Source organism: Pseudomonas sp. Van50, from assembly GCF_055390755.1.
On the sequence record NZ_AP024343.1, the window covers coordinates 2,960,210 to 2,983,549 of the forward strand.

The window sequence follows — 23,340 nt, forward strand, 5'->3', positions numbered from 1 at the left end:
GCCTGGTTTTAGTTTGATCAGATCGACAGTTGCAGCGCCCGATCCGGGCGTGTGTGGATGTCCGGGCGACGTCGGTTGACCACCAGCTCGCCAATGGCGATCAGTCGTGCTCGCGTGACGTTGCGACTCAAGCCCAGCAAGCTGGCGGTGCGCACCTGGTTGCAGTGGCAGAAGCGGTAGGCGGCGCGCAGCAGGCTGTCTTCGACTTTCTCGTGGAGGCCGCCAGCCTGTTCTTCGAACAACCGGTGGAACGTGCGCAGCAGTTGTTCGTCGGCGCTCTCGCCGAGGGCGGCCTGCGCTGGCTCCTGGCGCTCGATGCGCAGGGACGACAAGCGCAAGTCGTCTTCCTGCACCAGACCGTTGCGGCACACCAGCAAGGTGTGGTGGATGACGTTCTCCAGTTCGCGGATGTTGCCCGGCCAACTGTAGTCCGCCAGTTTGCGCTCGGCTCCGGAGGTCAGGCGCACTTCGCCGTAGCCCAGGCGGTTGCAGTAGGTCTTGATGAAGTGCCGGGTCAGCGGCAGGATGTCGCCTGGCCGCTCACGCAGCGGAGAGAGTTGCAGGCTGACCACGTCGAGGCGGTAATACAGGTCCTCGCGGAAGTGGCCGGCGCCGATGGCCTTGTCCAGCTGCACGTTGGTGGCAGCGACCACGCGCACGTTGATCGGGATGCTCTTGCGCGAGCCCAGGCGCACCACCTCGCGCTCTTGCAGCACACGCAGCAGCTTGACCTGGATGGCCATTGGCAGGTCGCCGATCTCGTCGAGAAACAATGTGCCGCCGTTGGCTTCCTCGAACCAGCCGGCCTTGGCGGCGAGGGCGCCGGTGAAGGCACCTTTCTCGTGGCCGAACAGCTCCGCCTCCACCAGCGATTCGGAAAAAGCCCCACAGTTGACGGCGACGAAGGGCCCGGCGCGACGGCCGCTGAGGTTGTGGATGTGGCGTGCGACCAGCTCCTTGCCCGTGCCGGTTTCACCAATGATCAGGACGCTGGCCTCGCTGGGGGCGACCTGTTGTACGTGGGCGAGCAGCGCCTGCGATCTAGGGTCTTCGAAGACCTGTGCGGTCGCCCGGATCGAGGTAGCCAGTGTCGGCGAAGGGGGGAGGGTCAGCAGTTGCATGGGCATCCCTATGAGTAGAAGGAGGGGGTGGGCCGCGTCTGGTTCAGCGCCCATTCACCCAGTTCGTGGAGTTTGTAATCCACGGGGTCGTGCAGGCTCTGGGTGCGCAGGTTGCGCCAATGGCGGTCCAGGCGCAGCGAAGCATGGGTGGCGCGGGCGCCGGTGACTTCGAACAGGCGGCTACAGATATCCAGGCCGGTGCGTACGGCGGCGACTTTGGCGGTGGCGATGGACAGCGCCAGCTGAGCGCGTTCCTCGGCACCCAGGGCGTGGCCCTTGTGCCAGGCCTCATCCAACTGGTCGGCAGCGCGTTCCACCAGCAGTCGCACACTTTCCAGGCCAACCCAGAATTCGCCGAAGTGGCGCAACACATAAGGGTCTTCGCTGACATGCTGGGCCTTGGAACGGAACCACGGACGGCCCTCCTTGAGGGTGTAGTGCCGGGCTTCTTCCAGGGCGCCTTCGGCAATACCGAGGAAGATGTGGGAGAAATGCAATTGCGCGATCAACGGGCGCAGGCAAGCGAAAGGCGTACTCAGGGGGCCGGGGTCGAGCAGCAATTCGTTCTCTTCTACCCGCACCCGTTCGAAGGTGGCACTGCCACTGTCGGTCTGGCGTTGGCCCATATTGTCCCAGTCGCCGTGCAGGGTGATGCCGGTGCGGCCACTGGGGATCGCGGCGATCAGCAGTTTGCCGCCAGCGCTTTCATCGATGGCCGAGGCGATCAGCATTTCCGAGTCGCTGGCACCGGAGCAGAAGCTCTTCTTGCCGGAGAATTCGCGCCAGCCGTCGAAGGTCTTGACCACGGTACGGGTGTCCAGTGGGTTCAGCGCGTTGCCCCAGAACCAGTTCTTGCGGGCGGTCTGTTCGAACCAGGGTTGCCACTGATCGGGGCGCGAGAACAGGCGCACGGTGGCCAGCATCAGGTGCTGAAAACCGAAGACGTGGGCGATGGAACTGTCCACCTTGGCGAACTCGCGCACCACGCCAAGGGTTTCGCTCCAACTGGCCCCGAGGCCACCGAACTGGGTGGGAATGCTCAAGGCCAGCAAACCGCTCTGGCGTATGGCATCGCGTTGCAGCTTGGGTGTGCCGCCGGCCTCGTCGCGCTCGACGGCGGTTTCGGCGAACTCCGCAGCCAGGCGGCGGGCGGTCTGCAGCGGGGTTAGCACGGTGGGTTGTGGTTGGATTCTCATGCGATGTCCCTCGCAAAAACGCCTTCCAGGCAGATGCAATCGTGATTCATGCGGGCTCCTCAGGCGATCTTGCGCAGGGCGTGCGCCTGGCCGGCAAACAGGCGAGCGGCGCGTGCGGCCGCCAGCTCGATGCGCGACTGCAAGGCCGCGCTGACGATGCGGTAGTCGGCGAAATCGGTCTCGCTGGCGTACACGCCGATGGGCAGGGTGAGTGACTGGAAGAAGCTGAACAGCGGGCGCAACTGGTGATCGAGGACCAGGGCATGGCGTTCGCTGCCACCGGTGGCGGCCAGCAGTACCGGCGTGTTGATCAGGGCGTCCTGGCCGACCAGATCGAACAAATGCTTGAACAGGCCCGGATAGGTGCCGCGATAGACCGGCGCGGCCACCACCAGCAAATCGGCAGACTCGATCAGGCGCAGTTCGTGCTCGACGGTTTCCGGCAACTCCTTGCGCCACAGCGCACCGCCCAGCGGACGGGCGATGTTGCCCAGTTCGATCAGGTGGGTATCGATGACCAAGTGCTGGCCGAGCTCGCCCAGGATGGCTTCGGTCAGTGCCAGGGTGCGCGAGGGGCGGGCGGTACCGCCGGAGACGGCGACGACTTTCAAGGGAGTGCTCATCCTAGGTGTTCCTGTTGGACTGTTGATCGAGGTACATAGGCTTGAGCAAGGGCCGTACCAACGCGAAAAGCCCAGCGTTTACTGGGCTTCGCGGGGATGGGAGGGGGCGGAACTGTTGGTCTGGCGGATGAATTGTTGAATGGCTGTTGCCCAGGCAACAACCGAGCCGCTGTTTCTGGGGCAACAGTCTTCAGTGGCAACAGTCGTCACCCCTATAGGTCGTCCGCCATCGATGCTACAGTCCCGTCTTTCCAGGGGAGAGAGCGTCATGCGGATCGTGGTATTGGCTTTGACGATGGCGCTGCTCGGGGGATGCGCGACGGCCAACGAAACCTTTGGCATGGGGCAGCTTTGCGGCCGGCAGCCTTATTGCGGTGCGGCGACCGATATCGAGATCATCAAGGGCTCGATGAACGACAACGATGTGTATTCACGCGCGCTGGCACCGTTTGCAATCATTGACCTGCCTTTCAGTGTCGTGGCCGATACGTTGATTCTGCCCTATACGATTTTTCATATGAGGCCTGCCGAGGAGTAGGCCTCTCTGAATGATTCGAACCCGCTCCCTCGCCCTGGGGATTCAACCCCCGGCGGAGGAGGAATCCAACGCCGCTGCGCTCTCACCGAATACCTGATCCATCCTTCAGGATGAATGCACACGCACTTGAAGGTGTTCTCCAAGGTACTGGATAAATTCTCGTGCCAACTGTGATGACTCTTCCTGTGTGGGAAGCAGCAGCGCAATTTCGTATCTGATCGCTGGTAAAAAGGGTTTCAGGACAAGATGCCGAGTGAAGGACTTACTGACCACTGGATCGACGATCCCCACACCCAGGCCGGCGCCGACCAGTTCGCATGCTGTCGAGAAAAACTCTGTCTCGGCCACCACGTTCCAGGATGATCCATAGGTCGAAAAAGCCATGGCCAACTGCTGATAGACAGGATCGCCCTTGAACAGCGAAACGAACGGTACACCATGCAGGTCTGCCGGGGTAATCACGTCCAACGCTGCGAGAGGGTGACCCATCGGCATCATGCATTGGCACTCATACGAAATCACCTCCATGTTGGAGGTGGGGTAATCGAGCGGCAGTTCGGCGATGGCCAGGTCGAATTGCTGCGTCGTCATCAGCTCCCGGACGGACTGGGAGTTTCGGGTGATAATCTTGAGTTCCAGCCCTGGACGTTCTTTCGTGAACTCGGCCATCAATCGTGGCAGCAGATTGATCGAGATGCTTGCATAGGCAGCCACTGCCAGGTGGCCGCGTTTTCCTGTTCTGATTTCCTTGGCGATGCGATGGGTTTTTTCCACCGCTTCCAGCGCACGCTCAGCCTCGACGAAAAACAGTCGGGCTTCAGGTGTGGGTTGCAGGCGACCGCCCTTGCGCACGAACAGCTTGAGGCCAGTCTCATGCTCCAGATTGGCGATGGTGCTGCTTATGGCCGGCTGGGAGATGTTCAAAAGCTCTGCGGCACGGGTCATCGTGCCGTGGATCATCAAGGTCCTGAAGCACTCAAGCTGACGGATTCGCATGGCTTGCCCTATAAATTCAACTTATACCGAGGCCACTTTATATTATTGGTTTGCGGTTTTGTGCTGTGTTTTCCTTGATGGCAAGTACTCGGCCGTCGGCCTTTAGTCTTGCGAGGAAACAAGAACATGAATGCAGTAGATTCCATCCACGGCACAGAGCTGGTCCGTTTGCCTGCCCGGCGAGGTGTTGCGCTCCGGTTGCATCAAGGGCGAACCCTCAAGCTCATCAACACACATGGCAAGCAGGTCGTTGATACTTGGGCGTTCAACCCGGATGATCTTTGCGAAGTCATGTCGATGGAGCACAGTCGACCTTTTTGGTTGAAGCTCAATCCGTGCAAGGGGGACAGCCTGGTGACCAACAAACGCCGAAAAATCCTCACGCTTACGCAAGACAGTTCACCCGGTGTGCATGACACGCTGGTGGCCGCTTGCGACCCGACGCGTTACGTGCAGTTGGGCGTAGTGGGTCATCACGATAGCTGTAATGAAAATCTCTTTCTGGCTCTGGACGTCCTCGGCCTGGTGGTGACTGAAACCCCGAGTCCCTTGAACCTGTTCATGAACGTGCCGGTTCATCAGGACGGGCGTATCGAGTTCGCCCCGCCGGTCAGTGAGCCTGGGCAGTATGTGTGCCTTACGGCGGAAATGGACGCGATTGTGGTGCTCTCTGCTTGTCCCCAGGACATTACTGCCGTAAATGGAATGGAGCCCCGGGACGTTCACTATTGCATTCTCTGAATCCGCTGCACGTCATACCGTCCAGGTGCCAGGAGACCATCATGCGCAAGATACCCCCTCTGAATTCGGTGCGAGCATTCGAAGCGGTTGCACGCCACCAGAGTTTTTCCGTGGCAGCGAACGAGCTCTCCGTGACAGTCGCCGCGGTCAGTCATCAAGTCCGGCAATTGGAGGACGGGTTGGGACAAAAGCTCCTTGAGCGGGGGCGGACGGTGACCCTCACACCTGCGGGCAAAGCCATCTATCCGCTGTTGCGGGACGGCTTCGATCAGATTGCCCAGGCCTTTGCCCTGTTAAATGGGGCGAAGGAGGGCGATGCGATCCAGGTGTCCACCACGCGTGCATTTGCGGAGCGATGGCTCATGCCGCGCCTGGTGAAGTTCAATGAGATCTATCCGAACATCGTGGTGTCGATCCACGCCTCGGAGAAACTGGTGGATCTGCGTTCCGAGACGATTGATCTGGCGATTCGATATGGTCCAGTCGAGGCCGATGTGCGAGGTCCGGTGCTGTTCGAGGATCGGTACATTGCGGTCGCGGATAAAAGCATCTGTCCAGTCGAACGCATGGCAACGATCGACGACTTCCATAATCGACCACTGCTGGCGTTCAAATGGAAGAATCAGGCTCTCGAAGCTCCCGCGTGGTCAGCCTGGCTGGCCCGGGCCGAGCACGGTGCCTCCCGGGACTTGCGCACCTCCTGGTACAGCGAGGAAACGCTTGCGCTGCATGCGATGGAGCGGGGATTAGGCCCTTTGCTGTGCAGCAACGTATTGATTGACGATGAGCTTCGCTCGGGTCGGATTCGACGGGTGGTGGGGCCGACCTTGGCCGGTTTTACCTACCACCTGATAGAAGATAACCATTGCAATCCTCGCCATAGCCTTTCGTTGTTCAGGGAATGGCTGCTGGGCGAGGCAAAGTCGTTCAGGGAGCACACGCTTGATGAGGTGGCAGGGCATCAAATGGCGCTGACGTCCTGACAACTGAGGCAGATAAGCTCGACTCCATCGTCAGGGCTGCATCGAGCCGTTGATCGTCGTGACCCCGGGTTGTCGAAAACAGGGTCGAGGTGGCAAACCCGGTACTTTCCTTTCCGGATGGGATTGCCACGCCCGACATGTTCAGCCGGCTTCCCCATCGTTGGTTTTGGCGGGGATACGCGGCATCAAGCCGGAGAGAGCTGGCTTTGCCGTGCCTCGATCATTTGCCTGACCAGGACCGGAACGGCATCGAACGCATTCGCGATGGAGGCTTCATGGCGAGCGTCGCCAAATTCCTGGTAGTCGATAGAGATGACATGGGTTTCATTCACGCCCAGGTAATGCGCACAGGTCTGAATGTGCGTGTCCAGATGGTTCATGGCTTCACGAACGCCACCTGGGCCAAATCCAAACTCGCCACGGGAGGATAAAATGACCAGCTTCTTGCCGCTCATGATGGGTTCCAGTGGGTAGTCGCCGCGCTCGAGATCGAAGGTAAAAGTCTTGCCGACCCGAATCACCTTGTCGAACCAGGACTTAAGGGCCGCCGGCATCCCATAGTTGTACATCGGCGTACCGATCACAATGATGTCGGCCCGGTCGATCTCGTCGATCAGTTCATCCGAGAGGCGGATTTCCTCGCGTTTTTCCGGCGTCATGTGTTCTTCGGGGGTAAAAACTGCGGCGATCCAAGCTTCGGTCACGAATGGAGGAGGGTTGCGCCCGACGTCACGGGCGATGATTTGCGCCTTGCCATCACGTTCGACCCAGGCTTGGACAAAAGCCTGGGACAGTTTACGGCTTAGGGAACGGTCGGATCGCGCACTGGCATCAATATGAAGAAGGGTGGTCATTTCATCATTCCTGTTAACCCTGAAGTGGAGTTACTTCAGCGACTGCAACAAATTGGCACGTCCCTCGCCGCTTCGGCTATTGATGTTTGTTTGAAGAGCGTTAAGTAAAACTCAATAAGCGATTTTTATTTGTCGGGTTGGGTTGAAATGCTTTCTGTTTTTGACATGGCGTGGGTATTTCATGTCTGGATGAATGATGGGCTTGAGAAAAGCTTTACCCGGCAATTTTTCTAAAGGGTAGTTTAGTTATGGTCAATTACATAAAGATACAGACCTCGCTTTAATGACCTGGGGCGATTCATGTGTCGCCGGTCAGCGAGGAAAATAATAATGTCAATGCGTGGCGAATCTATAAGAAACTTAACGAACGAGGCCAACTACGATGCGCTGGGCATTGAGCCGGTGCCCGATAGCCATCGTACTTCAACGCCGTTGGACCAGTTCTGGATCTGGGCTGGAGCGAATGTCGCGCCGATCAACTGGGTGCTGGGGGCAATCGGTATCCAGTTGGGTTTGAGCCTGATTGAAACTCTGCTGGTGATTATCGTCGGCAACCTGTTGGGCGCCGCCTTGTTCGGTGCCATCTGCATCATGGGCCACCGCACGGGCGTGCCGCAAATGGTGCTTTCCCGGCTGGCCTTCGGCAGACGCGGCGCCTACCTGCCAACCATAATGCAAATACTGATGCCGATGGGCTGGGTCGCCACCAACACCTGGATAGTCCTGGACCTGGCGATGGCGGCCCTGGAAAAGGTCGGTATCAGCGGAGGCATGGAGCTCAAGTACGGCATCGCCTTGGGCGTCATGGTCATCCAGGTGGGTATCGCAGCCTGGGGCTTCAATGCTATCAAGTGCTTCGAGCGCTACACCATGCCGGTGATCCTACTGATCATGGTCGTGATGACCGGGCTCGCCTTCACTCATGTGGACATCCAATGGCAGGCCTCGACCACCGAGGGCATTGGCAAACTGTCGGCCATGAGCAGCCTGATGACGGCGATCGGGATCGGCTGGGGTATTTCCTGGCTGGTATATGCCTCGGATTACACCCGCTTCACCCAGCGCAATCTCTCCGATGGCCAGGTGTTCCGCTCGACATTCCTCGGCATGTTCCTGCCCACGGTATGGCTGGCCTTTCTTGGCGCTGCCATTGCTTCTGCGGGCGCAGGCTCGGACCCGGCGCAGCTCATCATTGCGGTGTTCGGAACCATGGCGTTGCCGGTGCTTCTGGTGCTGCTGCATGGTCCGGTGGCCACTAACATCGTGGTCATTTATTCGGCGGCACTGGCAACGTTGTCGCTGGATCTGCGAGTGCCACGCTGGGTAGTTTCAACCGTCTCGGGCGTGGTCGCGCTGTTCATCCTCTATCTGTTCCTGCAATCAGGTGAATTCGTGCATACCTTTGAGAACCTGATGGTTTTCTTCGTGGTGTGGATCAGTCCCTGGGCCGGTATCACATTGGTTGATTTCTTCCTGATTCGCCGTGGTCAGCTCGATCTTCAATCGCTTTATTGTCATCACTTGGAAAGTGCCTGCACGGACGTGAATTGGAAAGGCCTGTTTGCACTTGCAGCTGGCGTACTGGCGGCTTGGTTATTCCAAGTAGGCACCATTAAATCACTGCAAGGTCCCCTGGCGATGGCATTGGGCGGCATTGATCTGTCTTGGTTGGCAGGGTTTGCTGTCAGCGGCGGTATTTATTATGTGTTGCACCGATCCCGGCAGGCGGAGGTTGCTAAGTCGTCGGCCATGGCTAAGTAAAAACAATGTTGTTATTCATTAAGCGAGGTTATGCAAATGTCTCATCTTGAACAAACCAATGTATTGGCGGCGTTGAATGGCGGTGCCGAGATCGATGCGTTTCTGGGCAATGTCGTGGAAATCGCGATCGTGACGCGTGACCACAGACGCACCATGGATGGCTTGCTCAAGCTGGGGATCGGCCCGTGGCGGGTCTACACCTTCAGCCCGGAAAACACCCAGAACCAGACTTACCACGGTGAGCCGGCCGACTTTGTACTGAAAGTCTGTTTCGCACAGTCCGGAAACATGGTCTGGGAATTGATGGAGCCTATTTCCGGGCCGACAATCTTCGCCGATTTCCTGGACAAGCATGGCGAAGGCATCCAACACGTCGCGTATGACTGCAACAACATTCCGTTCGAAGATCGCCTCGCTGAACTGGAGCGACGTGGTTTCAAATGTGTTCAGTCAGGTTCTTGGATGGGCGTGAATCATTTCGCGTTCTTTGGTACCGAGGCCGATACCACCACCGTATTTGAAACCTATGCATTTCCTTCCGATTGGGATTATCCGGAACCAGAGTCGTGGTACCCGCCGCGCGCATAAGCCCACGCGGCATCACCTCGGCGCTGATGGCTGTCATGCGCCGAGGTGCTCGCCACCTTGAAATGACATCAGGAGGACAACCTCATGAACAGTGTTCGGATGGATAACATCAGTTGGGTCGAGTACAAGCATCGGGTGCAATCAGGTGTCGTGGTGTTTCTTCCCATCGGCGCAACGGAGCAGCATGGACCTCACTTGCCTTTGGGAACCGACGCCTTACTGGCCAGCGCTATCAGCGAGGATGTGGCCCGGGCAATCGACGGCATCGTCGCCCCGACGTTGTCCTATGGCTATAAATCCCAGCCCAAGTGTGGCGGCGGGCAGCACTTCTGTGGCACAACCAGCGTGGACGGTGCAACCTTGATCGCCATGGTTCGGGATGCCATTCGTGAGTTTCATCGTCACGGTGTGAAGCGGCTGGTGCTGGTGATCGGGCACTATGAAAACCAGTGGTTCGTGACCGAGGGCATAGAGCTGGCAATGCGCGACATTGGCCCGGACAGCGGGCTGGAAGTCATGCGCCTGGAACACTGGGAGTTCGTCAACCCACGGACACTCGACAAGATTTTTGTGGACGGCTTTCCGGGAATCGCCCTGGAACATGCAGCGGTCATCGAAACCTCGATGATGTTGCATTACTACCCAGCGATGGTTGCCCTGGACAAGATTCCTGACCACGGGCCGGCCGAGTTCCCGGTCTATGATATGTACCCCACGCGGATCGAATGGGTGCCTGCCAGCGGGGTTCTGTCCTCTGCGCTGGGGTCCAGCGCCAACAAGGGAAAGCTGTTGGTGACCGATGTCATCAGCGGCATTGTCCAGGCGGTCCAGTCAGAGTTCAGGCTCGATATCCAGCGGCCCGTTGGCCTAGTATGTTGAGCGTTGTTCCATGTTCTCCTCCTGCAGACAGCAGCCGCCCCAGGCGGCTGGCCGACGCATTTTCTTCAGTTCGATTTCCCTTGGGACGATGACGGGGCGGTCGGATGGTGGGCGGTGTGGTGGTTACTCAAACCCCGGCGACAGCCTCGCGAACGAAGTCTTCATAGGTGCGCAGCGGGCGTCCCAGAATCGCCTGGAGCCGTTCCACGGTGCCTTCAGCGGCCTGCATGCCAAACTTCTGGATACCGGACATCATCAGGCGCATGTCATAAGCCAGCCAGGCAGGGCCGTACGCAGCCAATTGTGCTTCGAAGGCGACCACATCGTCACCGCCGTAGGCGACCTCGCGACCCAGGGCGGCGCCCCAGATTTTCGCCACGGCGGTACCGGTCAGTGCGTGCGGGCCGACCAACTCCAGGGTGACCCGATCCAGGGCCGAAGGTGCCTTGTCGCGACGCAGCAACTCGGCAGCGGCGATATCGGCAATGTCCCGGGTATCGATCATCGACACGCCCGCCGAGCCGATCGGCATCGGGTATACCGAGTAATCCTGAATCGTCTGCTGGACCATGAATTCGTTTTGCATGAAGTAAGCCGGGCGCAAGATCGTCGCCGGGATGTCGAGGCTTTCGATCATGCGCTCCACCGTATGCTTGCCGGTGAAGTGCGGCACGTAGGTGAACTTGTCGGCATGGATCACTGACAGGTAGACGATGCGCTCGATGCCGGCTTCGCGAGCGAGGTTCAAGGCGATGAGGGCTTGTGTTACCTCGTCGGGCGTCACGGCGTTGAGCAGGAACAGCGTACGCACCGATGCCAGTGCGTTGCGCAGCGAAGGGGCGTCGGTGAGGTCGGCAACGACTTCAGTGACGCCCACCGGGAAAGTGCCCTTGCCCGGCTGGCGCACCAGGGCTTTGACCTCGGCGCCTGCGCTGGCGAGGCGTTGAATGATGAGTGAACCGAGGGTGCCCGTGGCGCCGGTAACGAGAATGCTCATTTTGAATCTCCTGCAAAGGGTGGGTGAGTCAGAAAGTCCGCCACGACCTTGTCGGCCCGTTGCGATGGACAAACGATAGGGTGTTGCAGGAATAAATCGAAGACACCAGGATGTAGACACTCCGTTGCAAAAGTGGAACACCATGAACCTGAACGCACTGATCGATTTCACCCTCGTGGCCACGAACGAGGGGTTGGGCAAGGCAAGCCGTGCCAGCGGAATATCCAAGGCAACCTTGTCGCGCCGCATCGCCGACCTTGAGGAGCAATTGGGGGTCAGGCTGATCGAGCGCAGCGCCCGTGGCCTGAAGCTCACCGAGGCCGGTGCGCTGCTGATGGCCAGGGCCGAAGGGCCGCTGGCCGAGGTGGCCGAAGCCATGGCAGCGGCGAAGGAGGGCGTATCGACGCCGCGCGGACGCTTGCGTGTCGCTGCCCCGGTCCTGTTCTCGCAGCTGGCGATGGGACGCATCGGCGCAGAGTTTTGCGCGGCTTACCCTGACGTCACGATCGACGTCGTTGCGGAGGATCGCGTGGTGGATCTCGTCGAGGAACAATTTGATGTCGCCATCCGGATCAACCCCGGCCCGGACAGCGATTTAGTCGGTCGCTGTTTCGCCAAGGACCGGCTGGTGGTGGTGGCCGCACCTGGACTGCCAATGCCTGCACCCGGGGCCATCCGCTCGGTTCCCGGCATTGTGGCGTCCGGTTTCGAGCCCACCCAATGGGCACTCGATGGCGGCCACTTGGTTCTGGAACCGGTCCCCAGGCTGCGGTTCTCTTCGTTCCTGATGATCCGCGATGCGGCCATCGCCGGTGGTGGGGCGGCCCTTATCCCGCAGTCGATGGCATGGAACCAACTGGCCAGTGGCGAGTTGGTCCAGTGGGGCACGGTATCGGGGAAAGAAGCCGAACTCTGGGTCCTGCACACGTCCCGACGACTTGCTGCGCCGAAGGTGCGGGCGTTTGTCGATTTCATGTGTGCCAGGTACCCGGACATGTCCCTGGTCTTGCAGGGATAAAAACGCTCACGTCAGGTTGTCGGTCATGAGCCTCACTCTGTGGCAATCAGTCGGCCCGAGTTTCTGACCGCTTGCCGAGCGCACTTCCATCGGCATGAGGGCCTGGCCGGTGGCGTTGTCCAACAGTACGGAACGAGTTTCCCCCGGCTCGAACAGGAAACGTTCGCCCCACTGTCGCAGGCTGACCACCACCGGAAAGATCTCCCGGCCTTTCTCTGTCAGGACGTACTCCTTGTAGGCGCTCCCATCCGAGGCGGGTCGAACGTCGAATACGCCGGCCTCGACCAAGGCTTTGAGTCGCGAAGCCAGAATGTTCTTGGCCACGCCCAGGCTCTTTTGAAATTCGCTGAATCGACGGATGTCGTCGAATGCGTCGCGGATGATCATCAGTGACCAGCGATCACCCATCACATCCAGTGTCCTGGCGACCGGGCATTCGTTGTTTTGCGATGAAGCGGTTTCCATTTGATTGACCCTCTGGAAAGCATTGCCAAGTTGGTCGGAATTATGTGGTTGCAAATTGAAACCTGATCAAGCAACAATTCAGACAGGTTTTTAATTGAAACCAGTTTAGCGCCAAGGAGACGTGCATGACAGCAGAGGCCGACTGTTTCACCCAGCAGCCTTCGGAAAGTCAGGGTGACGAGGGAGCAAGCGCCCTCACCACGGGCTCTTTGAATGAACAGCAGTGCCCGGGGCTTTCGCCGTCGCTCACGTTATTGTTTTCCGTGACCTGCGCCCTGGCCGTCGCCAATGTCTACTTTGCCCAACCCTTGCTCGCCTCGATGGCCGAGAGCCTGGGTGTCGCTTCCGGATTGATCGGGGGAGTGGTGACGGCCACCCAGGTGGGGTACGCGCTGGGGTTGCTGTTCATCGTCCCGCTGGGGGACAGGGTCGACCGTAAACGGCTGGTTTTCGCGCAATTGGTGTTGTCAGCCATCGCGCTGGCGGCCGTCGGCGCAGCCCAGCATTGGTTGGCTTTGCTGGGCGCCATGGTCGTGATGGGGTTGCTGGCGGTGGTCGTCCAGGTGCTGGTGGCCTATGCCGCCGTGCTGTCCTCGCCATCCCAACGGGGACAGACCGTGGGTACCGTCACCAGTGGCATTGTCCTGGGGATTCTCCTGGCGCGGTTCACCTCCGGGGTGATCGCCGACCTGGCGGGCTGGCGCGGGGTTTATTTTGTGTCCTCGGGCTTGATGCTGGCCATCGCGGCAGTGTTCTGGGTCGTGGTGCCCGCCGCTGCGTCGCCCCGTCACCGGCAGCCCTACCTGGCGCTTATCCGCTCGCTGTTCATGCTGTTCGTGACCGAGCCGATGCTACGGACCAGAGGCCTGCTGGCCTTGCTGATCTTTGCCGCTTTTTCGGTGCTGTGGACTGCGATGGTGCTGCCGTTGAGCGCCGCACAGCTGTCACTTTCACACACGGCCATCGGCCTGTTTGGGCTGGCGGGTGTCGCCGGTGCCCTGGCGGCCAGAAGCGCCGGTCGCTGGGCCGATCAAGGCTGGGGGCAACGGGTTACCGGCTGGTCGCTGGGGCTCCTGACGTTTTCCTGGCTGCCCATCGCGTTTACCGAGAGCTCCCTGATTGCACTGGTCTGCGGCGTGGTGCTACTCGACTTCGCGGTACAAGCCGTGCACGTCACCAACCAGAGCCTGATTTTCGCCGCGCGGCCCGACGCCCAGAGTCGCATGGTCGGCGCCTACATGTGTTTCTACTCGGTGGGCAGCGCATTGGGCGCGACCGCCGCGACCCAGGTCTATGCGCTGTGGGGCTGGATGGCGGTCAGCCTGCTGGGCGCCTCGATCAGCCTCGCCGCGCTGGTGGTGTGGAGACGCTCGCTTCATTGCGGCCACTGCTCAAGCAGGATCGAGACGAATTTCTCCGCAGCCGGGGAGAGCGATGCGCCCCGGCGGTAGACCAGGCCCAGGGAGCGGTTTACCACCGGCTCGATCAGCGGCACGCTGACCAGGGTTGGATGATCCCCGGCCGGCATGGCCAGGCTGGGCATCGCCGACACGCCCAGGCCGGCCTCGACCAGTCCCAGCGACGTAGACAAGTGCTGAACTTCGTAGAACCACTGCGGGCGCCAGCTCAGGCCCGACAGCGCGTGGTCCAGCAGCATGCGGTTGCCGCTCAGGCGCCCGACCCCGATCAGCCGATAGTCGCTGAGTTCCGACCAGGTGACCGCACTGCGTTCAGCCAATTCATGGTCGCGTCGGCAGGCCAGCACAAAGGGTTCGTTGACCAGGGGCACGAACTCGATGTCCGGGTGCTGGCCGCTCATCATGTTGATGCCGAAGTCGGCTTCGCCGCGCAGCACGGCTTCGAGCCCTTCGTTGGCGCTGAGGTCGAGCAGGCGGATGCGGATTTTCGGGTAGCGCTCGTTGTAGAGGCGGATCACCGAAGGCAGGAAATAGAACGCCGCCGTGGGGATGCACGCCAAGGTCACCCGGCCGATCTGCCGCTCCGCCAGCTCGCGGATGTTGAGAATCGAGTCGTCGAAATCATCCAGCAGGCGCCGCGCCTTGGGCAGGAAGTCACGGCCGACACTCGTCAGGCTGACCTTGCGGGTCGTGCGGTCGAGCAAAGCGGTTCCCAGGCCTTCCTCGAGTTTTTTCATCCGTCGGCTCAGGGCCGGTTGTGACAGATGCAGCGCATTGGCGGCTTCGTGGAAACTGCCCAGTTCGGCGATTTTCACGAAAGATCGTATGTCCTGAAGCTCATATTCCATGTTCTACCTCACCGGAGAGGGGGATGCGCGGTGCAAATCATCGTAAATTAATTCATTTGTGAAACGCAATAATCTCTCTGATCTTTGCATTGGAAACACTTTTCAAATTTTGCCACTCTTGTGTCCAGAGCATCAATTATCCAGATTGATCAACAAGAGTTAGTGAACATGCAGCGAATTCCTTGTGTGCTAATGCGCGGCGGTACGTCCAAAGGCCCGGTGTTTCTCGCCTGGGATCTGCCGGTCGCCATCGCCGAACGTGACGAGCTGCTGCTCAACCTGATGGGCTCCGGCCACGAGCTGGAAATCGACGGCATCGGTGGCGGCAGCCCACAAACCAGCAAAGTGGCGATCGTCAGCCCATCGCTGCACCCTGACGCGGATGTCGATTATCTGTTCGTCCAGGTCATGGTTTCCCAGCGTCGGGTCGATACCGCCCCCAACTGCGGCAACATGCTCTGCGCCGTCGGCCCGTTCGCCATCGAGCAGGGGCTGGTCAAGCCTTCTGGCGATCTGACCCGGGTGCGTATTCGCAACCTCAACACCGGGACTTTCGTGAATGCCGAAGTGCAAACCCCGCAAGGCAAGGTCAGCTATGAAGGCGACACCGCCATCGACGGCGTGCCTGGCACAGCCGCTCCGGTACAACTGACGTTTCTCGATGCGGCGGGTAGCAAGACGGGGAAACTCTTCCCGACCGGGCAGACCCAGGACCAGATCGACGGCATCCCGGTGACCTGCATCGACATGGCGATGCCGATGATGATTGTCGAGGCCAGCCAGCTCGGCAAACGCGGTGACGAAAGCCCTGCCGAACTGGACGCCGATAAAGCCTTCCTGCAGCGGCTGGAGTCCTTGCGGCTGAAAGCCGGCCTGGCGATGGGCCTGGGTGATGTCAGCGACAAGGTCATTCCCAAGCCGGTGCTGGTGTCTCCGGCCAAGTGCGGCGGGACGATCCAGGTGCGCTACTTCATGCCGCACAACTGTCACCGCGCCCTGGCGATCACCGGCTCCATCGGCCTGGCCACGGCGTGCGTAACCGAAGGCAGCGTCGTTGCACAGTTGCTCGGCAACGTCAGCGAACCGCGCTTGCAACAGGTTCGGATCGAACACCCAAGCGGCGGTATTGATGTCGTACTGTCCTACACCGGTGAAAAGGGTGAGACCATTCGGGCTTCGGTAGTACGTACCGCGCGCCGGCTTTTCTCGGGTTACGTCTACGCCACGGCGTCCCAACGGCTGGCCGGATAACCCTGGTTGCCAGGGTCTTTTGCATCAGAACAATTCTAAAAATGGGTGATGCCATGAAAGTTGTTAAATCGCTCTACTTCCAGATCATCTGCGCCGTGCTGCTGGGCGTGGTCGTCGGGCACTTCTGGTCGCAACAGGCAATTGCCTTGAAGCCGCTGGGCGATGCCTTCATCAAGCTGATCAAGATGATGATCGCGCCGGTGGTGTTCTGCACCATTGTCACTGGCATCGCCGGTATGAGCGACAAGCGCTCGCTGGGGCGTTTGTTGAGCAAGACCATGCTGTTGTTCCTGGCGCTGACGGTGATCAGCCTGATCATCGGCCTGGTGTCGGTCTACCTGTTCAAGCCCGGCGCAGGCATGAACATCGACCCGACGCAGTTGAGTACCCAGGGGCTGTCGCAGTACACCGAATCCGCCGCGAAACTGAGCGTGGTGGACTTCTTCATGCACATCATTCCCGACACCTTCATCGGCGCCTTCAATAAAGGCGAGGTGCTGCCGGTGCTGTTTATCGCGGTGCTCTGCGGTTTTGCCCTATCGTCCCTGGGCGAGCGCGGCAAGCCTGTGCTGGAGGTCCTGGAGTCGGCTTCGCACATGGTGTTCAAGATTTTCTCCTACCTGATGCGTTTCGCTCCGATTGGCGCTTTCGGGGCCTTGGCCTTCACGGTGGGGCAGTACGGCATCACGTCGCTGGGCTCGCTGGCCAAGTTGATCATGACCTTGTACATCGCCTGCGCTTTCTTCGTCTTTGTGGTGTTGGGCAGCCTTTGCCGCGCCCACGGTTTCAGCCTGTGGAAGCTGTTGCGTTACCTGCGTGAAGAGTTCCTGGTGGTGCTCGGCACGTCCTCGACCGAACCGGTAATGCCGCGGATGTTGGAAAAACTCCAGGCCCTGGGTTGCAAGAAAGGGGTCGTGGGGCTGGTGCTGCCGACCGGCTACTCGTTCAACCTCGACGGCACGGCGATCTATCTGTCGCTGGCGGCGATCTTCATTGCCCAGGCCTGCAACATCGACCTGACGCTGACCCAGGTCATCACCATGCTGGCGATCATGCTGCTGTCGTCAAAGGGGGCCGCGGGTGTGACCGGCAGCGGGTTTGTCGCCCTGGCCTCGACCTTGACGGTCATCCACGACATTCCCCTGGCGGGCCTGGCCCTATTGATCGGGATCGACCGGTTCATGTCCGAAGCGCGGGCGTTGACCAGCCTGGCGAGCAACGCCGTTGCGACCGTGGTGATCTCCCTCTCGGAGAATGCCTGTGACCGCGAAGTGCTGTTGCAGACCCTGGATGGCAAACCCGCCCTGACACAGACCCCGGCAACGGACTCGAGCTGGGACGGCGCGAAGGTCGCCAAACACATCTAGCCGCTCACGGCTGACTCGACAGCACCGCGCAAGCTCACTCGATACCTCTCGCCAGGCACACTTCAGCGTGTTGCCTGGCGGGTGGGAGGGCGTGTGCCTGGGTGTCTGCCAAGCTACTCATAACAACAAGAGATCTGACATATGCTCGCTTTACTTGGCTTGGCCATGGTGGTGGTCTTCACTTTCCTGATAATGACCAAACGGTTGTCCCCGATTGTCGCCCTGACGGTAGTGCCCATCGTCTTTGCCGTGCTCGGCGGCTTTGGCGGGACCACCGGCAAGATGATGCTGGACGGCCTGAAAATGGTCGCGCCCTCGGCGGCACTGCTGTTGTTCGCGATCCTGTTTTTCGGCCTGATGATCGACGCTGGGCTGTTCGACCCGCTGATCCGCAAGATCCTCAAGCGGGTCAATGGCGACCCGATGAAAATCGCCGTGGGCACCGCACTGCTGTCGCTGTTGGTGGCGCTGGACGGTGACGGCACGACGACCTACATGATCACCTGTGCCGCGATGCTGCCGCTGTATAAGCGCATCGGCATGAACCCGATGATCCTGGCGACCATTTCCATGCTCTCCCTGAGCATCATGAGCGGCATGACCCCTTGGGGCGGCCCGGCGACCCGTGCGATCGCAGCGCTGGGCCTGGATGCCGGTGAGTATTTCGTGCCGTTGCTGCCGACCATGATCGGTGGTGCGATGTGGGTGGTGTTCACGGCCTTCCTGCTGGGCCGTGCCGAGCGCAAGCGCATTGGTAACGTCCAGCTGCAAAGCGGTGGCGGTGACTGCTACATCAACGCGATCATCGAGGACACGCCACACAAGCGCCCGAAACTGGCCTACGTCAACCTGCTGCTGGTGGTCGCGGTGATGGTCGCGCTGGTGATGGGGCTCATGCACTCGGCGATTCTGTTCCTGATCGGTTTCGTCCTGGCGCTGATGATCAACTATCCGCAACTGGATATTCAGAAGGAGCGCATTCTCGCCCATTCGGGCAACGCCATGACCGTGGTCCTGCTGGTGTTTGCCGCGGGCATCTTCGCCGGCATCTTCTCCGGAACGAAAATGGTCGATGCCCTGGCGCAAACCCTGGTCGATTGGATTCCGCCTTCCTGGGGCCATCTGTTCCCGCTGGTGGTGGCGATTACCAGCATGCCGCTGACCTTCGTATTGTCCAACGATGCCTACTACTTCGGGGTCGTGCCGATCCTGGCCAACGCCGCCGCTGCCTACGGGATCGATCCGGTGGAAATTGCCCGGGCCTCCATTCTCGGCCAGCCGGTGCACCTGATGAGCCCGCTGGTGGCCTCGACCCTGTTGCTGGTGGGCATGGTCGATCGCGACCTGGGCGACTTCCAGAAAGCCACCGTCAAATGGGCGGTGCTCACGTCCCTGGTGATTACCGCGCTGGCCCTGCTGACCGGGGCACTGACGCTGTTTTCCTGATTCACCCGACAACCTTGTTTTCCTGCCTGACACGCCCCCTGCAAATGGGGGTGAGAAGGCCTGCACGCCCAATAACAACAACGAGTAGCCAGACATGACCATTTTGCTGACCCGCGGGGCTTTGTTTCCAATCCTTGGCCTGTTGCCCCTGGCCACGGCCAGCGCCGAAGGTTTCATCGATGACAGCAAGCTGAAGCTGCAATTGCGCAACGTCTACTTCAACGAAAATTTTCGCGACGAGCACGGTATGAGCGCCCGGGCGGCGAGGACCGCCAAGAGTGAGCGCACCGAATGGGCCCAGGGCTTCCTGCTGGATTACCAGTCAGGCTTTACGCCGGGCACCCTCGGCTTCGGGGTCGATGCCCTGGGCCTGCTCGGGGTCAAGCTCGATTCCGGGCGTGGTCGCAGTGGCACTGGCCTGCTGCCGGTGCATGACGACGGTCGCGCCGCCGACGAGTTCGCCAGTGCGGGCATGACCGCCAAGGCCCGGCTGGCCAAAACCACACTCAAATACGGCACCTTGCTGCCCAAGACCCCGGTGCTGGTCTACAACGATGCGCGGCTGTTGCCCCAGACTTACCAAGGCACCCAGATCAGCAGCAACGACATTGACAACCTCACCGTCACCGGCGGGCACCTGGAGCGTTTCAAGCTGCGGGATTCGAGCGACAGCATGCCCATCGTGCCGGACGGCTACGGCGGCGATAAGTCCGGTGACTTCAGCTATGCCGGCGCCGACTACAAGCTGGGCAAGCACATCCGCCTGAGCTACTTCTATGGCGAGCTGGAGAATTTCTATCGACAGAACTTCGTTGGCATCCAGCATGATCTGCCCCTGGGCGCCGGGGTATTGACCAGCGACCTGCGCTACTTCAACAGCGTCGACTCGGGGTCGGCCTACGGCGGCAAGATCGACAACGACATGCTCAGCGGGTCGCTGTCCTACGCCGTTGTCGGCCACACACTGAGCGCCGGTTACCAGACCCTCAGCGGCGAGGCGGGCCTGCCTTACGTCAGCGGCGCCACGGTGTACTCCTTCAGCAACGTCGGGATCGGCAAGTTCATCGAGGAAGACGAGAAGACCTGGATGCTCGGTTACGGCTACGACTTCGCGCGCCTCGGTGTGTCCGGCCTGACGTTCTCCACCCGCTACCTGAGCGGTAACGACGGTAAGTCCGACACCGCGGTCAAAGAGTGGGAACGTGACGCAGAGATCGCCTATGTGGTGCAGCAGGGTACGTTCAAGGGGCTGGGGGTGAAGTTGCGAAACTACGTCTATCGCTCGGACTTTTCCCGTGGTCGTGACAGCAACCGGGTCTACTTTACCTACGACATCGCGCTTTGGTAGGGCATGCAGTTCACCTAAGAAACAACGATGGATTTGGTAGGTCATGCAGTTCACCTAAGAAACAACGATGGACCTGTGGCGAGGGAGCTTGCTCCCGCTCGGCTGCGAAGCAGTCGTGAACCGGCGGGTGCGGTGTGTCTGTGTTACGCGTTCGGCAGGTTTTGGGGTCGCTTCGCGACCCAGCGGGAGCAAGCTCCCTCGCCACGGTTTTCTCAGTGGCCCCGCGCTCATCACGGTGGCCCGGTTCGATTCTTTGCGACATCATTGCGTCAATTTTCTTTGGGGCAATGCCCGTCGAGGCCGCTGTGGATCGAAACCGAGACCGACGCAACAACCTTTCCCTGGATGGCCTGAATTTTTTCCTCGCGGATGTGCGCGATGGCTTGGGCCCTTACCTGGCGATCTACCTGCTGGCGGTGCATCGCTGGGACCCGGCCAGCATTGGCGTGGTGATGACGGTGGCGGCCATGGCCGGGCTCGTCGCCCAGGCGCCCGCCGGCGCGTTGATCGACCGGGTGCGCAGTAAGCGTGCCGTGGTGGCCGTGGCGGCCTTGGCGGTGACGCTGGGGTGCCTGGTGCTTCCGTTCACGTCGTCCTTTGGCCTGGTGGCATTGACTCAGGCCATCGGCGCCGTGGCAGCGTCAGTCTTTGCGCCGGCCATCGCGGCGATTTCCCTGGGCATTACCGGCGCCAAGGCCTTTACACGGCGCACGGGGCGCAACGAAACATTCAATCACGCGGGCAATGCCTGCGCCGCGCTGCTGGCGGGTGGGTTCGCCTGGTTGTTCGGTCCCATCGCGGTGTTCTACCTGATGGCCGCCATGGCATTGGCCAGCATCGTGGCGGTCAATTGCGTGTCCGCCGAGGCCATCGACCATGACGTGGCACGGGGCCTGGAGGCGGGGCAACTGGTTCACGGTCCTGTACCCTCGACGCTACGGGTCCTGCTGGATAACCGTACGCTGCTGTTGTTCGCCATTTGCTGCGGGCTGTTCCACCTGGCAAACGCGGCGATGCTCCCGCTGGTCAGCCAGAAGCTCGCCCAGGCCAATGTGCACCTGGCCACGCCGTTGACATCGGCTTGTATCGTTGCGGCGCAACTGGTCATGGTGCCCATGGCGTGGCTGGTGGGCGTCAAGGCCGATGCCTGGGGCCGCAAGCCGTTGCTGCTGGCCGGCTTCCTGATCCTGCCAATCCGCGGTGTGTTGTACGTGCTCTCGGACGACCCCTACTGGTTGGTGGCGGTGCAACTGCTGGACGGTATCGGTGCCGGGCTGTTCGGCGCGCTGTTTCCTCTGGTGGTCAAGGACCTGACCCAGGGCACCGGGCGCTTCAACGTCAGCCTCGGGGTGTTGTCGACGGTGTTCGGGCTCGGCGCCGCGTTGAGCAACAGCCTGGCCGGCTTCGTGGTGCAAGGGGCTGGCTACAGCGCGGCGTTCCTGACCCTGGCGGCGATTGCCGCGCTGGCATTCGGCCTGTTGCTGGCGATGCCCGAGACCTTCAGGCCAAGCCGCGTGTCCCAGGCCGACCCCCTTGCGGTGCCCGACGGCGGGGTCGCCTGAGGCCGCGTACCCGGTTCGACCCCGCGCTGTTCAAGCCCGGGCGGGGTCGCTGGGGTGTTCCCGGCGAGACAACTGAAGCAGCAGTCCTGGTTCCGCTCTTGTGGCTGAAAGCGTCCAGCCATGGGCCTGGGCGATTTCCTGGCAGATCGTCAGGCCCAGGCCGGCGCCATGGTCGCGGCGATGGGGCCCGCGCCAGAAGCGCACGAATAGCTGGGGCAGTTGCTCCCGATCAACCCCAGGGCCCCAATCGCGTACGCTCAAGTGATCCCTGGCGATGTCCACTCGCACCTCGGTGCCTCGAGGGGCGTGTTGGAGGGCGTTCTCCAGCAGGTTTTTCAGCAAGGTGAAGAGGGCGCTGCGATCAGCCTGCCAGGGGGCAACGCCCGTGCAATCGTCGGCCAGCACCAGGCGTACGTCGACGGCTTCGGCCATGCGCTGTAGATAGTCGGCGGCTTCCTTCGCGACATCGGCCAGTTCGACCGCGGCAAACCTATAGTTCTGCGCCTCGCTGGCTTCGGTCAACAGCAGCAGTTGCTGGGCTTGGCGGGTCATGTGGGCGACGTCGTTGAGGAGCGCGCTGCGATCGGGACTGTCTGCCATCAATTCGATCTGCGCGCGTATCAGCGCCAGCGGTGTCTTCAACTCGTGCGCCGCGGTCGCCAGAAATTCCTGCTGGATCCGGTAGCCATTTTCCAGGCGCTGGAGGCCCCGATTGAAACTGTCCACCAGTGGCAAGACTTCGGAAGGTACGCGGCTGACCTGCAAGCGCGAATGCAGCGAGCGAGGCGAGATGGCCGCAGCCGACTCGGACACTTCGCGCAAGGGCTTGAGCGTGTAACCCAGGATGACATAGGCGCAGGCACCAAAGACGAAGAGCAGTACCAGGCTGAACAGGACGATGCCGGCCCCATGAAGGGCAGCGCGAAGGCGCCGTGAAAGAGGTCCATCAACCGTTCGCTGACGGCAAGCTGCAGGAACCAGGTCTGGCCGTCGTGTTCGACTGGCGCGGTGGCACCGTACATCAAGATGCCCTGGCGCTCGAACTTGAACGGTTCGTGCTCCAAAGGGCGCAGCGAGGCACTCGCCGGCCAGAAGGTCGCATCGGTGGACGCCAGGGCCACGTTTGCCGAGGCGTCCAGCACGCGGTAACCGATCTCCTGTCCCATGCTGTCATAGGTCCAGATTCGATCCGCCTCGCTGGGGTCGAATCCGACCGGGCTCCCGCCAGCATCGAACTGGAGTTTCTCCGCCAGCTCCTGGGTGCGTTCGGCCATGTTCATGACCGACAGGATGTCGCTCTGTGAGCTGACCAGGGCCAACGCCGCCGACACGATCAACAG

Annotated in this window: 22 protein-coding genes and 1 pseudogene; 13 read left to right on the forward strand and 10 right to left on the reverse strand. The window is 60.7% G+C overall.

Annotated elements, in window-relative coordinates; all coding sequences use genetic code 11:
- Positions 1 to 17: 17 nt before the first annotated feature.
- Genes ACZ5M5_RS12995 through msuE form a run of 3 tightly spaced genes read right to left on the reverse strand, consistent with a single transcriptional unit; the run spans position 18 to position 2,940 of the window.
- Entirely contained in the window at positions 18 to 1,121 is a 1,104-nt protein-coding gene (locus tag ACZ5M5_RS12995) for a sigma-54 interaction domain-containing protein (RefSeq protein ID WP_060742772.1), read from the reverse strand.
- Positions 1,122 to 1,129: 8 nt separating this feature from the next.
- The gene (locus ACZ5M5_RS13000) at positions 1,130 to 2,317 is read right to left on the reverse strand and encodes an acyl-CoA dehydrogenase family protein (RefSeq protein WP_060742771.1); all 1,188 of its coding nucleotides are present in this window, start codon (positions 2,315 to 2,317) and stop codon (positions 1,130 to 1,132) included.
- A 59-nt stretch (positions 2,318 to 2,376) separates the two neighbouring features.
- Entirely contained in the window at positions 2,377 to 2,940 is a 564-nt protein-coding gene (msuE, locus tag ACZ5M5_RS13005) for an FMN reductase (RefSeq protein ID WP_464739161.1), read from the reverse strand.
- 139 nt (positions 2,941 to 3,079) lie between these two features.
- Between msuE and ACZ5M5_RS13010 the strand changes: the two genes are divergently transcribed.
- The gene (locus tag ACZ5M5_RS13010) at positions 3,080 to 3,478 is read left to right on the forward strand and encodes a YceK/YidQ family lipoprotein (RefSeq protein ID WP_464739162.1); all 399 of its coding nucleotides are present in this window, start codon (positions 3,080 to 3,082) and stop codon (positions 3,476 to 3,478) included.
- Between the two features lie 105 nt (positions 3,479 to 3,583).
- Here the strand turns inward: ACZ5M5_RS13010 and ACZ5M5_RS13015 are convergent, their stop codons facing one another.
- Positions 3,584 to 4,474, reverse strand: a complete 891-nt coding sequence (locus ACZ5M5_RS13015) for a LysR substrate-binding domain-containing protein (RefSeq protein WP_464739163.1) — start codon at positions 4,472 to 4,474, stop codon at positions 3,584 to 3,586.
- Positions 4,475 to 4,600: 126 nt separating this feature from the next.
- Between ACZ5M5_RS13015 and ACZ5M5_RS13020 the strand changes: the two genes are divergently transcribed.
- Positions 4,601 to 5,215 carry a DUF1989 domain-containing protein gene (locus ACZ5M5_RS13020; protein WP_464739164.1) on the forward strand — a complete coding sequence of 205 codons (615 nt, stop codon included), beginning with the start codon at positions 4,601 to 4,603 and terminating at the stop codon, positions 5,213 to 5,215.
- A gap of 41 nt (positions 5,216 to 5,256) precedes the next feature.
- Positions 5,257 to 6,198 (forward strand): LysR family transcriptional regulator, encoded by a 942-nt coding sequence (locus tag ACZ5M5_RS13025; RefSeq protein WP_060742766.1) that lies wholly within the window; start codon positions 5,257 to 5,259, stop codon positions 6,196 to 6,198.
- A 185-nt stretch (positions 6,199 to 6,383) separates the two neighbouring features.
- Here ACZ5M5_RS13025 and ACZ5M5_RS13030 read toward each other — a convergent pair whose 3' ends face one another.
- A complete protein-coding gene (locus tag ACZ5M5_RS13030) occupies positions 6,384 to 7,052 on the reverse strand; it encodes an FMN-dependent NADH-azoreductase (protein ID WP_060742765.1) in 669 nt (222 codons plus the stop codon).
- A 330-nt stretch (positions 7,053 to 7,382) separates the two neighbouring features.
- Here ACZ5M5_RS13030 and ACZ5M5_RS13035 point away from each other — a divergent pair, with 330 nt between their 5' ends.
- From ACZ5M5_RS13035 to ACZ5M5_RS13045, 3 genes are all read left to right on the forward strand, one after another.
- Positions 7,383 to 8,813 (forward strand): purine-cytosine permease family protein, encoded by a 1,431-nt coding sequence (locus tag ACZ5M5_RS13035; protein ID WP_464739165.1) that lies wholly within the window; start codon positions 7,383 to 7,385, stop codon positions 8,811 to 8,813.
- Between the two features lie 36 nt (positions 8,814 to 8,849).
- Positions 8,850 to 9,401, forward strand: a complete 552-nt coding sequence (locus ACZ5M5_RS13040; protein WP_464739166.1) for a VOC family protein — start codon at positions 8,850 to 8,852, stop codon at positions 9,399 to 9,401.
- A gap of 84 nt (positions 9,402 to 9,485) precedes the next feature.
- Positions 9,486 to 10,280 carry a creatininase gene (locus tag ACZ5M5_RS13045; RefSeq protein ID WP_464739167.1) on the forward strand — a complete coding sequence of 265 codons (795 nt, stop codon included), beginning with the start codon at positions 9,486 to 9,488 and terminating at the stop codon, positions 10,278 to 10,280.
- A 127-nt stretch (positions 10,281 to 10,407) separates the two neighbouring features.
- On the opposite strand, the gene ACZ5M5_RS13050 is transcribed toward ACZ5M5_RS13045, so the two are convergent.
- A complete protein-coding gene (locus ACZ5M5_RS13050) occupies positions 10,408 to 11,277 on the reverse strand; it encodes an NmrA/HSCARG family protein (RefSeq protein ID WP_464739168.1) in 870 nt (289 codons plus the stop codon).
- Between the two features lie 142 nt (positions 11,278 to 11,419).
- On the opposite strand from ACZ5M5_RS13050, the gene ACZ5M5_RS13055 reads away from it, so the two are divergent.
- Positions 11,420 to 12,295: a LysR family transcriptional regulator gene (locus ACZ5M5_RS13055; protein WP_464739169.1), complete on the forward strand. Its 876-nt coding sequence runs from the start codon at positions 11,420 to 11,422 to the stop codon at positions 12,293 to 12,295.
- Positions 12,296 to 12,301: 6 nt separating this feature from the next.
- Here ACZ5M5_RS13055 and ACZ5M5_RS13060 read toward each other — a convergent pair whose 3' ends face one another.
- Positions 12,302 to 12,760, reverse strand: a complete 459-nt coding sequence (locus ACZ5M5_RS13060) for a winged helix-turn-helix transcriptional regulator (RefSeq protein ID WP_464739170.1) — start codon at positions 12,758 to 12,760, stop codon at positions 12,302 to 12,304.
- 125 nt (positions 12,761 to 12,885) lie between these two features.
- Between ACZ5M5_RS13060 and ACZ5M5_RS13065 the strand changes: the two genes are divergently transcribed.
- Positions 12,886 to 14,211 (forward strand): MFS transporter, encoded by a 1,326-nt coding sequence (locus ACZ5M5_RS13065; protein WP_464739171.1) that lies wholly within the window; start codon positions 12,886 to 12,888, stop codon positions 14,209 to 14,211.
- Here the strand turns inward: ACZ5M5_RS13065 and ACZ5M5_RS13070 are convergent.
- On the reverse strand, positions 14,136 to 15,026 hold the full coding sequence (locus ACZ5M5_RS13070; RefSeq protein WP_464739172.1) for a LysR family transcriptional regulator: 891 nt from the start codon (positions 15,024 to 15,026) through the stop codon (positions 14,136 to 14,138). The genes ACZ5M5_RS13065 and ACZ5M5_RS13070 overlap by 76 nt on opposite strands.
- A 168-nt stretch (positions 15,027 to 15,194) precedes the next feature.
- Between ACZ5M5_RS13070 and ACZ5M5_RS13075 the strand changes: the two genes are divergently transcribed.
- The 5 genes from ACZ5M5_RS13075 to ACZ5M5_RS13095 all read left to right on the forward strand — a co-directional run bounded on the left by ACZ5M5_RS13075 (position 15,195) and on the right by ACZ5M5_RS13095 (position 22,000).
- A complete protein-coding gene (locus ACZ5M5_RS13075) occupies positions 15,195 to 16,277 on the forward strand; it encodes a 4-oxalomesaconate tautomerase (protein WP_103308548.1) in 1,083 nt (360 codons plus the stop codon).
- A gap of 41 nt (positions 16,278 to 16,318) precedes the next feature.
- On the forward strand, positions 16,319 to 17,644 hold the full coding sequence (locus ACZ5M5_RS13080) for a dicarboxylate/amino acid:cation symporter (protein ID WP_060742758.1): 1,326 nt from the start codon (positions 16,319 to 16,321) through the stop codon (positions 17,642 to 17,644).
- A 141-nt stretch (positions 17,645 to 17,785) separates the two neighbouring features.
- Positions 17,786 to 19,090, forward strand: a complete 1,305-nt coding sequence (locus tag ACZ5M5_RS13085) for a CitMHS family transporter (RefSeq protein WP_060742757.1) — start codon at positions 17,786 to 17,788, stop codon at positions 19,088 to 19,090.
- Between the two features lie 94 nt (positions 19,091 to 19,184).
- Positions 19,185 to 20,438, forward strand: a complete 1,254-nt coding sequence (locus ACZ5M5_RS13090; RefSeq protein WP_464739173.1) for an OprD family porin — start codon at positions 19,185 to 19,187, stop codon at positions 20,436 to 20,438.
- A 287-nt stretch (positions 20,439 to 20,725) separates the two neighbouring features.
- Positions 20,726 to 22,000, forward strand: a complete 1,275-nt coding sequence (locus ACZ5M5_RS13095) for an MFS transporter (RefSeq protein ID WP_464739174.1) — start codon at positions 20,726 to 20,728, stop codon at positions 21,998 to 22,000.
- A gap of 30 nt (positions 22,001 to 22,030) precedes the next feature.
- Here the strand turns inward: ACZ5M5_RS13095 and ACZ5M5_RS13100 are convergent, their stop codons facing one another.
- Together ACZ5M5_RS13100 and ACZ5M5_RS13105 are read right to left on the reverse strand one after the other, a co-directional pair.
- A complete protein-coding gene (locus ACZ5M5_RS13100; protein ID WP_464739363.1) occupies positions 22,031 to 22,642 on the reverse strand; it encodes a sensor histidine kinase in 612 nt (203 codons plus the stop codon).
- 108 nt (positions 22,643 to 22,750) lie between these two features.
- Positions 22,751 to 22,813, reverse strand: a pseudogene (locus ACZ5M5_RS13105) (hypothetical protein); the annotation flags it as partial.
- Positions 22,814 to 23,340 lie beyond the last annotated feature (527 nt).

What these genes read in the sequence shown, in the direction of transcription:
- ACZ5M5_RS12995 (WP_060742772.1), bottom strand. Translation starts at nt 1,121, where the DNA reads ATGCAACTGCTGACCCTCCCCCCTTCGCCGACACTGGCTACCTCGATC.
- ACZ5M5_RS13000 (WP_060742771.1), bottom strand. Translation starts at nt 2,317, where the DNA reads ATGAGAATCCAACCACAACCCACCGTGCTAACCCCGCTGCAGACCGCC.
- msuE (WP_464739161.1), bottom strand. Translation starts at nt 2,940, where the DNA reads ATGAGCACTCCCTTGAAAGTCGTCGCCGTCTCCGGCGGTACCGCCCGC.
- ACZ5M5_RS13010 (WP_464739162.1), top strand. Translation starts at nt 3,080, where the DNA reads ATGGCTGTTGCCCAGGCAACAACCGAGCCGCTGTTTCTGGGGCAACAG.
- ACZ5M5_RS13015 (WP_464739163.1), bottom strand. Translation starts at nt 4,474, where the DNA reads ATGCGAATCCGTCAGCTTGAGTGCTTCAGGACCTTGATGATCCACGGC.
- ACZ5M5_RS13020 (WP_464739164.1), top strand. Translation starts at nt 4,601, where the DNA reads ATGAATGCAGTAGATTCCATCCACGGCACAGAGCTGGTCCGTTTGCCT.
- ACZ5M5_RS13025 (WP_060742766.1), top strand. Translation starts at nt 5,257, where the DNA reads ATGCGCAAGATACCCCCTCTGAATTCGGTGCGAGCATTCGAAGCGGTT.
- ACZ5M5_RS13030 (WP_060742765.1), bottom strand. Translation starts at nt 7,052, where the DNA reads ATGACCACCCTTCTTCATATTGATGCCAGTGCGCGATCCGACCGTTCC.
- ACZ5M5_RS13035 (WP_464739165.1), top strand. Translation starts at nt 7,383, where the DNA reads ATGTCAATGCGTGGCGAATCTATAAGAAACTTAACGAACGAGGCCAAC.
- ACZ5M5_RS13040 (WP_464739166.1), top strand. Translation starts at nt 8,850, where the DNA reads ATGTCTCATCTTGAACAAACCAATGTATTGGCGGCGTTGAATGGCGGT.
- ACZ5M5_RS13045 (WP_464739167.1), top strand. Translation starts at nt 9,486, where the DNA reads ATGAACAGTGTTCGGATGGATAACATCAGTTGGGTCGAGTACAAGCAT.
- ACZ5M5_RS13050 (WP_464739168.1), bottom strand. Translation starts at nt 11,277, where the DNA reads ATGAGCATTCTCGTTACCGGCGCCACGGGCACCCTCGGTTCACTCATC.
- ACZ5M5_RS13055 (WP_464739169.1), top strand. Translation starts at nt 11,420, where the DNA reads ATGAACCTGAACGCACTGATCGATTTCACCCTCGTGGCCACGAACGAG.
- ACZ5M5_RS13060 (WP_464739170.1), bottom strand. Translation starts at nt 12,760, where the DNA reads ATGGAAACCGCTTCATCGCAAAACAACGAATGCCCGGTCGCCAGGACA.
- ACZ5M5_RS13065 (WP_464739171.1), top strand. Translation starts at nt 12,886, where the DNA reads ATGACAGCAGAGGCCGACTGTTTCACCCAGCAGCCTTCGGAAAGTCAG.
- ACZ5M5_RS13070 (WP_464739172.1), bottom strand. Translation starts at nt 15,026, where the DNA reads ATGGAATATGAGCTTCAGGACATACGATCTTTCGTGAAAATCGCCGAA.
- ACZ5M5_RS13075 (WP_103308548.1), top strand. Translation starts at nt 15,195, where the DNA reads ATGCAGCGAATTCCTTGTGTGCTAATGCGCGGCGGTACGTCCAAAGGC.
- ACZ5M5_RS13080 (WP_060742758.1), top strand. Translation starts at nt 16,319, where the DNA reads ATGGGTGATGCCATGAAAGTTGTTAAATCGCTCTACTTCCAGATCATC.
- ACZ5M5_RS13085 (WP_060742757.1), top strand. Translation starts at nt 17,786, where the DNA reads ATGCTCGCTTTACTTGGCTTGGCCATGGTGGTGGTCTTCACTTTCCTG.
- ACZ5M5_RS13090 (WP_464739173.1), top strand. Translation starts at nt 19,185, where the DNA reads ATGACCATTTTGCTGACCCGCGGGGCTTTGTTTCCAATCCTTGGCCTG.
- ACZ5M5_RS13095 (WP_464739174.1), top strand. Translation starts at nt 20,726, where the DNA reads ATGCCCGTCGAGGCCGCTGTGGATCGAAACCGAGACCGACGCAACAAC.